Raw genomic sequence first — 13,723 nt, forward strand, 5'->3', positions numbered from 1 at the left:
TTCAGCCGGTGTGTGCACCACCGGCGTCACTGCGAACCGAGGCGGTACCCACCATGACCTACTCGTTTACCGAGAAGAAGCGCATCCGCAAGGATTTCGGCAAGCGTCCTCCTGTTTTGGGCGTTCCGAACCTGCTGACCATCCAGACCGATTCCTATCGCGAGTTCCTGCAGGAGCACATCGCTCCCAAGGCCCGCGACGACAAGGGTCTCCACGCCGCGCTGAAGTCGGTGTTCCCGATCGTCAGCTATTCAGGCAATGCCGCGCTTGAGTATGTCGACTATCGCCTGGGCGAGCCGGCCTTCGACGAGCGCGAGTGCCGCAACCGCGGCATGACCTTCGGCGCGCCGCTGCGCGTGACTGTGCGCCTGGTCATCTACGACAAGGACAGCCCGGCGTCCAAGAAGGCCGTGAAGTACGTGAAGGAGCAGGAAGTCTACATGGGCGAAATTCCGCTCATGACCGACACCGGCACCTTCATCATCAACGGTACCGAGCGCGTCATCGTCTCGCAGCTGCATCGTTCGCCGGGCGTGTTCTTCGATCACGACCGCGGCAAGACGCACAGCTCGGGCAAGCTGCTGTTCTCGGCCCGCGTCATCCCTTACCGCGGTTCGTGGCTCGACTTCGAGTTCGACCCGAAGGATGCGCTGTTCACCCGTATCGACCGTCGCCGCAAGCTGCCGGTGACGGTGCTGCTGCGCGCGCTCGGCTACAACAATGTCGAGATGCTCGATACGTTCTTCGAGCACAACGTGTTCCACCTGGGCAAGAAGGGCGGCACCACGCTGGAGCTCGTCGCTGAGCGTCTGCGCGGCGAAACGCTGACCTTCGATCTGACCATCGGTGACAAGGTGCTGGTGGAAGCCGGCAAGCGCATCACCGCGCGTCACGTGCGCCAGCTGGCCGCCGAAAACATCACCGCGCTGGAAGTGCCGGACGACTACCCGGTCGGCCGCATCCTCGCCATCGATGTCATCGACCCGAAGACCGGCGAACTGCTGGCTCAGGCCAACGACGAAATCAGTGCCGAGCAGCTGGAGAACTTCCGCAAGGCCGGTATCGAAGTCGTGCCGACGCTGTACGTCAACGACCTCGATCGTGGTGCATACATCTCGCACACCCTGCGCATCGACAACACCAAGACGCAGCTCGAAGCGCTGGTGGAAATCTATCGCATGATGCGCCCGGGCGAGCCGCCGACCAAGGACGCAGCACAGAACCTGTTCTACAACCTGTTCTTCACCTTCGACCGCTACGACCTGTCGGCCGTGGGTCGCATGAAGTTCAATCGTCGCGTGGGCCGCCAGGAGATCGTTGGTCCGGGCGTGCTGTTCGACAAGAAGTACTTCGCCGACCGCAAGGAAGAGGAAGCGCAGGCGCTGGTCAAGTCGCAGGGTGACCGTTCCGACATCCTTGACGTCCTCAAGGTGCTCATCGACATCAAGAACGGTCATGGCACCGTCGACGATATCGACCACCTGGGTAATCGTCGCGTGCGTTCGGTCGGCGAAATGGCGGAGAACACCTTCCGCATCGGTCTGGTGCGTGTCGAGCGCGCTGTGCGCGAGCGTCTGTCGCTGGCCGAGTCCGAAGGCCTGACCCCGCAAGAACTGATCAACGCCAAGCCGGTCGCGGCGGCGGTGAAGGAGTTCTTCGGCTCCTCGCAGCTCAGCCAGTTCATGGACCAGAACAACCCGCTGTCGGAAGTGACGCACAAGCGTCGCGTCTCGGCACTGGGCCCGGGCGGTCTGACCCGCGAGCGTGCAGGCTTCGAAGTGCGCGACGTGCATCCGACCCATTACGGCCGCGTCTGCACCATCGAAACGCCGGAAGGTCCGAACATCGGCCTGATCAACTCGCTGGCCGTGTACGCCCGCACCAACACGTATGGCTTCCTTGAGACGCCGTACCGCAAGGTCGTGGGCGGCAAGGTGACCAATCAGGTGGATTACCTGTCGGCCATCGAAGAAGGCGACCACGTCATCGCGCAGGCGAACTCGCCGTTGAAGGACGGCGCCTTCGTCGAAGACTTCGTGTCCTGCCGCTTCCGCGGCGAGTCCGAGCTGCGTCCGTCGGCGGAAGTCGACTACATGGACGTGTCGCCCATGCAGACCGTGTCGGTCGCCGCCGCCCTCGTGCCGTTCCTTGAGCACGATGACGCGAACCGCGCACTGATGGGCGCGAACATGCAGCGTCAGGCCGTGCCGACCCTGCGTTCGCAGACCCCGCTGGTGGGTACCGGTATCGAGCGCGCCGTGGCGCGTGACTCGGGCGTCATCGTCACCGCCAAGCGCGGCGGCGTGATCGACCAGGTCGACGCCGGCCGTATCGTGGTGCGCGTGAACGAAGAAGAAGTCGGCGACAACGATGCCGGCGTCGATATCTACACGCTGACCAAGTACACCCGCTCCAACCAGAACACCAACCTCAACCAGCGTCCGCTGGTGAACGTGGGTGACGTGGTGGCGAAGGGCGACACGCTGGCCGACGGTTCGTCGACCGACCTGGGCGAGCTCGCGCTCGGCCAGAACATGCTGATCGCCTTCATGCCGTGGAACGGCTACAACTTCGAAGACTCGATCCTGCTCTCCGAGCGCGTCGTGCAGGAAGACCGCTACACCTCGATCCACATCGAGGAGCTGTCGTGCATTGCGCGTGACACCAAGCTGGGCGCCGAGGAAATCACCGCCGACATCCCGAACGTGGGTGAGCAGGCGCTGGCTCGCCTCGACGAATCCGGCATCGTGTACATCGGTGCGGAAGTGAAGGCCGGCGACATCATGGTTGGCAAGGTCACGCCGAAGGGCGAGAGCCAGCTGACGCCGGAAGAAAAGCTGCTGCGTGCGATCTTCGGTGAGAAGGCGTCCGACGTGAAGGACAGCTCGCTGCGCGTGCCGCCGGGCATGGACGGCACCGTCATCGACGTGCAGGTCTTCACCCGCGACGGTATCGAGAAGGACAAGCGCGCTCGCCAGATCGAGGAAATGGAAATCAAGCGTATCCGCAAGGACCTTGATGACCAGTTCCGCATCCTCGAAGGCGCAATCTACAACCGTATGCGTCTGCAGCTCGTCGGCAAGACCGCGATGAGCGGCCCGGGCGGCCTGAAGCGCGGTGCCGAAATCACCGACGCCTACCTGGACGGCCTGAAGAAGGACGACTGGTTCAAGATCAACGTCAAGGAAGAGGACGTCACCGAATTCCTCGAGCGTGCCGCTGATCAGATCAAGCGTCACAAGGAAGAGTTCGACAAGCGCTTCAAGGAGAAGCAGGGCAAGATCACCCAGGGTGACGACCTTGCTCCGGGCGTGCTCAAGATGGTCAAGGTGTTCCTGGCCGTGAAGCGCCGCATCCAGCCGGGTGACAAGATGGCCGGCCGCCACGGTAACAAGGGTGTGGTGTCCAACGTGGTGCCGGTGGAGGACATGCCGTTCTCCGAAGACGGTACCTCGGTCGACATCGTGCTGAACCCGCTGGGCGTGCCGTCGCGTATGAACATCGGCCAGATTCTGGAGGTGCACCTTGGCTGGGCCGCAAAGGGCCTGGGCAAGAAGATCCAGAAGATGCTCGAGGCGCAGGCCAAGGTTGCGCAGATCCGCGAGTTCCTCGACCAGGTGTACAACCACCACGTCGCGGGCGCCGTGCAGCATGTCGACCTGAAGTCGCTGACCGACGAAGAAATCCTCGCACTGGCCAACAACCTGCAGGAAGGCGTGCCGATGGCGACGCCGGTGTTCGACGGTGCGGAAGAAACCGAGATCAAGGCGATGCTCAAGCTCGCCGATCTGCCGGAGTCCGGTCAGACGGTGCTGTTCGACGGTCGTACCGGCGAAGCGTTCGATCGTCCGGTCACCGTGGGCTACATGCACTACCTGAAGCTGAACCACTTGGTCGACGACAAGATGCACGCTCGTTCGACCGGTCCGTACTCGCTCGTCACGCAGCAGCCGCTGGGTGGTAAGGCGCAGTTCGGTGGCCAGCGCTTCGGTGAAATGGAAGTCTGGGCGCTGGAAGCCTACGGCGCGGCCTACACCCTGCAGGAAATGCTGACGGTGAAGTCCGATGACGTGCAGGGCCGCAACCAGATGTACAAGAACATTGTCGATGGCAACCACGAGATGGCGGCGGGCATGCCGGAATCCTTCAACGTGTTGGTGAAGGAAATCCGCTCGCTCGGTATCGATATTGATCTGGAAGAAGTGAAGTGAGTTGAGGCGGAGGCGAGGAGCGAACCATCGTTCCTCGCACTCCCGGTTCCTGATTCTCCATTCCTTATTCCCGATCTTCGGAGACATCCATGAAAGACTTGCTCAATCTGTTTAACCAGCAGCGCACCGCGCCTGACTTCGATGCGATCAAGATCGCTCTGGCTTCGCCGGAGTTGATTCGCTCGTGGTCGTACGGCGAGGTGAAGAAGCCGGAAACGATCAACTACCGCACCTTCAAGCCCGAGCGTGACGGCCTGTTCTGCGCCGCCATCTTCGGCCCGGTGAAGGACTACGAGTGCCTGTGCGGCAAGTACAAGCGCATGAAGCACCGCGGCGTGGTGTGCGAGAAGTGCGGCACGGAAGTGACGCTGGCCAAGGTGCGCCGCGAGCGCATGGGCCACATCGAGCTCGCCTCGCCGACCGCGCACATCTGGTTCCTCAAGTCGCTGCCGTCGCGCATCGGCCTGATGCTGGACATGACGCTGCGCGACATCGAGCGCATCCTGTACTTCGAAGCCTTCGTGGTGATCGATCCGGGTTTGACCGCGCTCGAGCGCGGCCAGCTGCTCAGCGAAGACCAGTACCTGGAAGCCGTGGAAGAGCACGGTGACGAGTTCGACGCCCGCATGGGTGCCGAGGCCGTCTACGAGCTGCTCAAGTCCCTGGACCTTCCGGGCGAAGTCGTGCGCCTGAAGGAAGAAATCGCTTCCACCAACTCCGAGACCAAGCTCAAGCGCCTCACCAAGCGCGTCAAGCTGATCGAGGCGTTCCTGGAGTCGGGTAACCGTCCGGAATGGATGGTGCTGACCGTGCTGCCGGTGCTGCCGCCGGATCTGCGTCCGCTGGTGCCGCTGGATGGCGGCCGCTTTGCGACGTCCGATCTGAACGATCTGTACCGTCGCGTCATCAACCGTAACAACCGCCTGCGTCGTCTGCTCGAACTCAATGCGCCCGACATCATCGTGCGCAACGAAAAGCGCATGCTGCAGGAATCGGTCGACGCGCTGCTCGACAACGGCCGCCGCGGCCGTGCCATCACTGGCACGAACAAGCGCGCGCTGAAGTCGCTCGCCGACATGATCAAGGGCAAGCAGGGCCGCTTCCGTCAGAACCTGCTCGGCAAGCGCGTGGACTACTCCGGTCGTTCGGTGATCGTGGTGGGCCCGACTCTACGCCTGCACCAGTGCGGTCTGCCGAAGAAGATGGCGCTCGAGCTGTTCAAGCCCTTCATCTTCGCCAAGCTGCAGGCTCGCGGCGAAGCCACCACCATCAAGGCTGCCAAGAAGCTCGTCGAGCGCGAAGAAGGCCAGGTGTGGGACATCCTCGAAGAGGTGATCCGCGAGCATCCAGTGATGCTCAACCGTGCACCGACGCTGCACCGTCTCGGCATCCAGGCGTTTGAGCCCAAGCTGATCGAAGGTAAGGCCATCCAGCTGCATCCGCTCGTCTGTACGGCGTTCAACGCCGACTTCGACGGTGACCAGATGGCTGTGCACGTGCCGCTCTCCATCGAGGCGCAGCTCGAAGCGCGCGCCCTGATGATGGCGACCAACAACATCCTGTCGCCCGCCAACGGCGAGCCGATCATCGTGCCGACGCAGGACGTGGTGCTGGGTCTGTACTACATGACCCGCGAGCTGGTGAACGCGAAGGGCAATGGCATGGTGTTCTCGGGCATCGGCGAAGTTCGCCGTGCCTACGACAACCGCGCCGTGCAGCTGCATGCCAAGGTCAAGGTCCGCATCAAGCAGGTGCAGATCGATGAAGACGGCAATCGCACGGAAAGCACCGAGCTGGTCGACACGACCGTCGGTCGCGCGCTGCTGCTCGAAATCATGCCGGAAGGTCTGCCGTTCGCGCTGGCCAACGTCGAGCTGACCAAGAAGAACATTTCGCGCCTGATCAACCAGTGCTACCGCCGCCTGGGTCTGAAGGACACGGTGATCTTCGGCGACCAGCTGATGTACACCGGTTTCCGCTTCGCTACCCGTGCCGGCATCTCCATCGGCATCGATGACATGATCATCCCGGATCAGAAGAAGCCGATCCTGGAAGAAGCCGAGAAGGAAGTGGTCGAGATCCAGGAGCAGTACCAGTCTGGTCTCGTTACCGCCGGCGAGCGCTACAACAAGGTCGTCGACATCTGGTCGCGCACCAACGAACTCGTCGCCAAGGCGATGATCGACGGTATCGGTACCGAAAAGGTGGTCGATGCCGAAGGCAAGACGGTCAACCAGAAGTCCATGAACTCGCTGTACATCATGGCCGACTCGGGCGCTCGTGGTTCGGTCGCGCAGATTCGTCAGCTGGCCGGTATGCGCGGCCTGATGGCTCGCCCGGACGGCTCGATCATCGAGACGCCCATCAAGGCGAACTTCCGCGAAGGCCTGAACGTTCTGCAGTACTTCAACTCCACCCACGGTGCCCGTAAGGGTCTGGCGGATACGGCGTTGAAGACGGCGAACTCCGGTTACCTCACCCGTCGTCTCGTCGACGTGGCGCAGGACGTGGTCATCACCTTCGTCGACTGCGGTACGGACAATGGCGTGACCATGCAGCCGATCGTGGAAGGCGGCGACGTGGTCGAGCCGTTGCGCGACCGCGTGCTCGGCCGCGTGGCGCTGGAAGACGTCTACGGCCCGGGTGAAGACAACGAGCCGATCGTCACTCGCGACACGCTGCTGGACGAAGCCCTGGTCGAGAAGCTCGACAAGGCCGGTGTTCAGTCGATCAAGGTACGATCGCCCATCACCTGCGCTGCCGATCATGGCGTTTGCGCGCTGTGCTACGGCCGCGACCTGGCCCGTGGCCACCTGGTGAACATGGGTGAGGCCGTGGGTGTGGTGGCCGCGCAGTCGATCGGTGAGCCGGGTACCCAGCTGACCATGCGTACGTTCCACATCGGTGGTGCGGCATCCCGTGCTGCTGCCGTGGACAACGTGACGGTGAAGACCACCGGTACGCTGAAGTTCAACAATCTCAAGACGGTGCAGCACTCGCAGGGTCACCTGGTGGCCGTGTCGCGTTCGGGCGAAGTGAGCGTCATCGACGCCAATGGCCGCGAGCGTGAGCGCTACAAGGTGCCTTACGGCGCCACCATTTCGGTCAAGGACGGCGATCCGGTCAAGGCGGGTCAGGCCGTGGCCAACTGGGATCCGCATACCCATCCGATCGTGTCGGAAGTGGCCGGTACCGTGCGCTTCATCGACTTCATCGATGGCGTTACTGTGCAGAGCCAGACCGACGAACTGACCGGCCTGGAGTCGGCGGTGGTGACCGATCCGAAGCGCCGTGGTACGGCCGCCAAGGACCTGCGCCCGATCGTGCGCCTCGAAGACGCCAAGGGTCGCGAGCTGAAGCTGCCGGGCACGGACGTGCCGGCGCAGTACATGCTTCCGGCCGGCGCCATCGTGTCGATCCAGAACGGTGTTCAGGTGGGTGTGGGTGACGTGGTTGCCCGTATCCCGCAGGAAACCTCCAAGACCCGCGACATCACCGGTGGTCTGCCCCGCGTGGCCGACTTGTTCGAAGCGCGCAAGCCGAAGGAACCGGCGATCCTCGCCGAGCGTTCGGGTGTGGTCAGCTTCGGCAAGGACACCAAGGGCAAGCAGCGCCTCATCATCAAGGACGTGGACGGCAACGAGCACGAAGAGCTGATTCCCAAGTGGCGTCAGGTCATCGTGTTCGAAGGCGAACACGTGGAGAAGGGCGAAACCATCGTGGACGGCGAGCCCAGCCCGCACGACATCCTGCGCCTGCTGGGTGTCGAGCCGTTGGCCGCTTACCTGGTCAAGGAAATCCAGGACGTCTACCGTCTGCAGGGCGTGAAGATCAACGACAAGCACATCGAAGCGATCATTCGCCAGATGCTGCGCAAGGTGGAAATCACCGATCCGGGTGAGAGCCACTACCTGCGTGGTGAGCAGGTCGAGCGTGTTCGCATCAACGGCGAAAACGAGCGTGCCGTCACCCGCGGTGAGCGTCCGGCGGAGTACCAGTCGGTGCTGCTGGGCATCACCAAGGCCTCGCTGGCTACGGAATCCTTCATCTCGGCGGCTTCCTTCCAGGAAACCACCCGAGTCCTGACGGAAGCCGCGGTCCGCGGAACGCGCGACACCTTGCGTGGCCTGAAGGAAAATGTTATTGTCGGCCGTCTCATTCCGGCAGGTACGGGTCTGGCGTATCACGCATCGCGTCAACGCCAGGGTGGTCTGACCGCCTCGGAGCTTGAAACTCTCTCCGGCTCCGCTTCGTCGGCTTCTTTCGCAGAAGCCACCACCGGTAGCGACATTGGTGTGGAGTAAGCCCCTCACGGGCTCTACTCGCTGACATACGAAATGAGGCGCAAGGAGTGCGCCTCGTGTTCGGGCCATGGCCGGCAGGGCGTCAGCTTGTCTGTGACAGGCTGCCCATGTTAAATTCCCGCTTCTTGGCAGACCGAGCCGGTTCGGTCTGCCTTTATGTTTCTCAGGAACAGCTTCAGATGACGACAGTCAACCAGTTGGTTCGCAAATCCCGTAGCCCGAAGACCTACAAGAGTGCTTCGCCGGCTTTGCAGAACAGCCCGCAGCGCCGCGGCGTTTGCACGCGCGTCTACACGACCACCCCGAAGAAGCCGAACTCGGCTCTCCGCAAGGTCGCCAAGGTGCGCCTCACCAATGGCTACGAAGTGATCAGCTACATCGGTGGCGAAGGTCACAACCTGCAGGAGCACTCCGTGGTCCTGATCCGTGGCGGCCGTGTCAAGGATCTGCCGGGTGTGCGTTACCACACCGTGCGCGGCAGCCTCGACTGTGCCGGCGTCACCAAGCGCCGTCAGTCGCGCTCCAAGTACGGCGCCAAGCGCCCGAAGTCCTGATCTCTAGGAAATAACTATGTCGCGTAAAGGTTCCCATCCCGCCCGTGTGATCCTGCCGGATCCCAAGCACGGAAGTCAGCTTATCGCCCGCTTCATCAACATGGTGATGAAGAGTGGTAAGAAGTCGGTCGCCGAAAGCATCGTCTACGGTGCGCTGGCGCACCTGGGCGAAAAGAACGCCGAGCCGGTTCAGCTCGTCGAGAAGGCGCTCAATAACATCGCTCCGGCGGTTGAGGTGAAGTCCCGCCGCGTCGGCGGCGCCACCTACCAGGTGCCGGTCGAAGTGCGTCCGGGTCGCCGTATGGCGCTCGCCATGCGCTGGGCCATCGACTCTGCCCGCAAGCGCGGCGAGACCTCGATGCCGCGCAAGCTGGCCGCCGAGCTGCTCGAGGCTTCGGAAAATCGCGGTGGCGCGATCAAGAAGCGCGAAGAAACGCATCGTATGGCAGAGGCCAACAAGGCCTTCTCGCATTACCGCTGGTAAGCAGTACAGCTAGAACTTTCAGAGGTTAAGACCGTGGCACGCACCACTCCTATCGAGCGCTACCGCAACTTCGGCATCATGGCTCACATCGATGCCGGCAAGACCACCACCACGGAGCGCATCCTGTTCTACACCGGCGTCAGTCATAAGATTGGCGAGGTGCACGACGGTGCAGCGACGATGGACTGGATGGAGCAGGAGCAGGAGCGCGGCATCACCATTACGTCGGCAGCAACGACGGCGTTCTGGAAGGGCATGGATCGTTCCTTGCCCGAGCACCGCTTCAACATCATCGACACCCCAGGCCACGTGGACTTCACCATCGAAGTGGAGCGTTCGCTGCGCGTGCTCGACGGCGCGGTGTTCGTGCTCTGCGCCGTGGGTGGTGTGCAGCCGCAGTCTGAAACCGTCTGGCGTCAGGCCAACAAGTACAAGGTGCCGCGCCTTGCGTTCGTCAATAAGATGGACCGCACTGGCGCGAACTTCTACAAGGTGGTCGACCAGCTGAAGGCTCGTCTGGGTGCAAACCCGGTCCCGATGCAGGTGCCGATCGGCGCCGAGGACAACTTCGAGGGCGTGGTCGACCTGCTCAAGATGAAGGCGATCGTGTGGGACATGGAGTCCCAGGGCATGAAGTTCGAGTATGCGGACATCCCGGCGAACTTGGTGGACAAGTCTACCGAGGCCCGTTCGTACATGGTCGAGTCGGCTGCCGAAGCGTCCGAAGAGCTGATGAACAAGTACCTGGAAGAGGGTGACCTCACCGAGGAAGAGATCATCGGTGGTTTGCGTGCACGCACGCTGTCCAGCGAGATCATCCCGGTCTTCTGCGGTACTGCCTTCAAGAACAAGGGCGTTCAGGCCATGCTCGACGCGGTGGTTAACCTGCTGCCGTCGCCGATCGATCGTCCGCCGGTTGCTGGCGTGGACGAGGACGAGAAGGAAGCCACCCGCACGGCAGACGATGCCGCGCCGTTCTCGGCGCTGGCGTTCAAGATCATGACCGACCCGTTCGTGGGTTCGCTCACGTTCTTCCGCGTCTACTCGGGCACGCTCAACGCGGGCGACCAGGTGTACAACCCGGTCAAGTCCAAGAAGGAGCGTATCGGCCGCATTCTGCAGATGCACGCCAACGAGCGTCAGGAGCTCAAGGAAGTCCGCGCTGGCGATATCGCCGCAGCGGTCGGCCTGAAGGACGTGACGACCGGTGACACGCTGTGCTCGCAGGATCACATCATCACTCTGGAGCGCATGACGTTCCCGGAGCCGGTGATCTCGATGGCGGTGGAGCCGAAGACCAAGTCGGACCAGGAAAAGATGGGCATCGCCCTCGGCCGTCTGGCCGCGGAAGATCCGTCGTTCCGCGTTCGTACGGACGAAGAGTCGGGTCAGACGATCATCTCGGGCATGGGCGAGCTTCACCTGGACATCCTGGTGGACCGCATGAAGCGCGAGTTCAACGTCGAGGCCAACGTCGGCAAGCCGCAGGTCGCCTATCGCGAGACGATCCGTTCGTCGGACGTGAAGTCGGACTACAAGCACGCCAAGCAGTCGGGCGGTAAGGGTCAGTACGGTCACGTGGTGATCGAGCTGTCGCCGATGACCGAAGAAGAGCGCAAGAGTGATGCCGTTAAGAACGATTTCTTGTTCGTCAACGACATCACGGGCGGCGTAATTCCGAAGGAATTCATCCCGTCGGTCGAAAAGGGCCTGCGCGAAACCATCACCAGCGGTCCGCTCGCGGGCTTCCCGGTGGTGAACGTGAAGGTCAAGCTGGTGTTCGGTTCGTACCACGACGTCGACTCGTCGGAAATGGCGTTCAAGCTGGCGGCCTCGATGGCGTTCAAGCAGGGCTTTGCCAAGGCATCGCCGGTGCTGCTCGAGCCGATCATGAAGGTCGAAGTGGTGACGCCGGAAGACTACGTCGGTGACGTCATGGGCGACCTGAGCCGTCGTCGCGGCCTGCTCCAGGGCCAGGACGACACGCCGTCGGGCAAGACCATCAATGCGATGGTTCCGCTGGGCGAAATGTTCGGTTACGCGACGACCATTCGCTCGCTGACCCAGGGTCGCGCCACCTTTACGATGGAGTTCGACCACTACGCTGAAGCGCCGAACAACATCGCTGAGCAGGTCATGAAGAAGGCCTGATAAGGCCTTCTTCCTCCACACTACCGTTCTTTTTAGAGGTTTAAGTCATGGCAAAGGGTAAATTCGAACGCACCAAGCCGCACGTCAACGTCGGCACGATTGGTCACGTGGACCACGGCAAGACGACGCTGACGGCAGCACTGACCAAGGTGGGTGCAGAGCGCTTCGGTGGCGAATTCAAGGCGTATGACGCGATCGACGCGGCGCCGGAAGAAAAGGCACGTGGTATCACGATTTCGACCGCACACGTCGAATACGAATCGCCGAACCGCCACTACGCCCACGTGGACTGCCCGGGCCACGCCGACTACGTGAAGAACATGATCACGGGTGCGGCGCAGATGGACGGCGCGATCCTGGTGTGCTCGGCCGCTGACGGCCCGATGCCGCAGACCCGCGAACACATCCTGCTGTCGCGTCAGGTGGGCGTGCCGTACATCGTCGTGTTCCTGAACAAGGCCGACATGGTGGACGACGCCGAGCTGCTCGAGCTGGTTGAGATGGAAGTGCGCGAGCTGCTGTCGAAGTACGAGTTCCCGGGCGACGACACCCCGATCATCAAGGGTTCGGCCAAGCTGGCGCTGGAAGGCGACCAGTCGGAAATCGGCGTGCCGGCGATCATTGCCCTCGTCGAAGCGCTGGACAGCTACATTCCGGAGCCGCAGCGCGCGATCGACCAGCCGTTCCTGATGCCGGTGGAAGACGTGTTCTCGATCTCGGGCCGCGGCACCGTGGTGACCGGTCGTATCGAGCGCGGCATCATCAAGGTGGGTGACGAAGTCGAAGTGGTCGGTATCCGTCCGACCCAGAAGACCACCGTCACCGGCGTGGAAATGTTCCGCAAGCTGCTGGACCAGGGTCAGGCAGGCGACAACGCCGGTCTGCTGCTCCGCGGCCTGAAGCGCGACGACGTCGAGCGTGGTCAGGTGCTGGCCAAGCCGGGCACCATCACCCCGCACACCGACTTCGAAGCTGAAGTGTACGTGCTGTCGAAGGACGAAGGTGGTCGTCATACCCCGTTCTTCAAGGGCTACCGCCCGCAGTTCTACTTCCGCACGACCGACGTGACCGGCGCGATCGAACTGCCGGAAGGCGTCGAGATGGTCATGCCGGGCGACAACATCAAGATGGTTGTCAGCCTGATCCACCCGATCGCCATGGACCAGGGTCTGCGCTTCGCTATTCGCGAAGGCGGCCGTACCGTCGGCGCCGGCGTGGTGGCCAAGGTCATCAAGTAAGATCTGAAAGGAAGTCGCCCTCGCGGTGACAACCTTAAAAAACCGGCCTTCGGGCCGGTTTTTTTTAGCAAATTCAGCTGAAAGCAGGGTTTGGGACTTTTCTTCTGTCGGATTTGAAGATATAGTTGCTGTCTTGCCTGTCGCTGGACTTTGTTCAGTGACCTTACAGCGAAATGAGGCACAGGAAGTGCTTCGAGTTCGCTGGCCGGGATGGCCAACACGCAAGAAAGGGCTTGGACAACGAAGCGTTACGCTTTGTTGACCTGGCCATTTCGCGCGTTTTATACTTTTCCGTCTAGGCGGGCCCGTTTAGGGCCTGCCTAGTCTTTTAAGGTCGTTTTTGGCGGGCGAATGCCCTCAGCTCTAACGGCTTGCAGTACTGCAGTAAATGGGTTGTGCGGGTGGGTGAGAAGCCCATCCGGTTCACAGAATTTGTTCTTTCGATAACAGGACACGGTTTATGGCGAACCAAAAGATTCGCATCCGGCTCAAAGCGTTCGATCATCGTCTGATCGACCGTTCGGCCAGCGAAATCGTCGAGACGGCCAAGCGCACCGGCGCTACGGTTCTCGGCCCGATTCCGCTCCCGACCAAGATCGAGCGTTACACCATTCTGGTGTCGCCGCACGTCGACAAAGATGCCCGCGACCAGTACGAGACCCGTACCCACAAGCGCGTGCTTGACATCGTCGACCCCAACGACAAAACCGTGGACGCGCTCATGAAGCTTGACCTCGCCGCTGGCGTGGACGTTCAGATCAAGCTTGGTTGAGCGAGAGAC

The 13,723-nt window shown here is 62.0% G+C and carries 7 protein-coding genes; all 7 read left to right on the forward strand.

Translation table 11 applies throughout. The features are described from left to right. The first annotated feature begins 53 nt into the window (after positions 1-53). The 7 genes from rpoB (at position 54) to rpsJ (ending at position 13,714) form a co-directional block, all read left to right on the forward strand. Complete coding sequence (gene rpoB / locus OQE56_RS09055) at positions 54-4,211, forward strand: DNA-directed RNA polymerase subunit beta (protein ID WP_267223645.1); 4,158 nt, start codon at positions 54-56, stop codon at positions 4,209-4,211. Between the two features lie 89 nt (positions 4,212-4,300). Beyond that, complete coding sequence (gene rpoC, locus OQE56_RS09060; RefSeq protein ID WP_267223646.1) at positions 4,301-8,515, forward strand: DNA-directed RNA polymerase subunit beta'; 4,215 nt, start codon at positions 4,301-4,303, stop codon at positions 8,513-8,515. A gap of 179 nt (positions 8,516-8,694) precedes the next feature. Beyond that, complete coding sequence (gene rpsL, locus OQE56_RS09065) at positions 8,695-9,069, forward strand: 30S ribosomal protein S12 (protein ID WP_019464011.1); 375 nt, start codon at positions 8,695-8,697, stop codon at positions 9,067-9,069. A gap of 16 nt (positions 9,070-9,085) precedes the next feature. Further along, positions 9,086-9,553: a 30S ribosomal protein S7 gene (rpsG, locus tag OQE56_RS09070; RefSeq protein ID WP_109126898.1), complete on the forward strand. Its 468-nt coding sequence runs from the start codon at positions 9,086-9,088 to the stop codon at positions 9,551-9,553. A 33-nt stretch (positions 9,554-9,586) separates the two neighbouring features. Continuing rightward, a complete protein-coding gene (gene fusA / locus OQE56_RS09075; RefSeq protein WP_267223649.1) occupies positions 9,587-11,704 on the forward strand; it encodes an elongation factor G in 2,118 nt (705 codons plus the stop codon). Positions 11,705-11,751: 47 nt separating this feature from the next. Then, the gene (gene tuf / locus OQE56_RS09080; protein WP_267223639.1) at positions 11,752-12,942 is read left to right on the forward strand and encodes an elongation factor Tu; all 1,191 of its coding nucleotides are present in this window, start codon (positions 11,752-11,754) and stop codon (positions 12,940-12,942) included. 460 nt (positions 12,943-13,402) lie between these two features. Then, on the forward strand, positions 13,403-13,714 hold the full coding sequence (gene rpsJ / locus OQE56_RS09085) for a 30S ribosomal protein S10 (RefSeq protein ID WP_014402136.1): 312 nt from the start codon (positions 13,403-13,405) through the stop codon (positions 13,712-13,714). Positions 13,715-13,723 lie beyond the last annotated feature (9 nt).

Origin of the sequence: Dyella silvae (genome assembly GCF_026421305.1) — a bacterium.
GTDB lineage: Bacteria > Pseudomonadota > Gammaproteobacteria > Xanthomonadales > Rhodanobacteraceae > Dyella > Dyella silvae.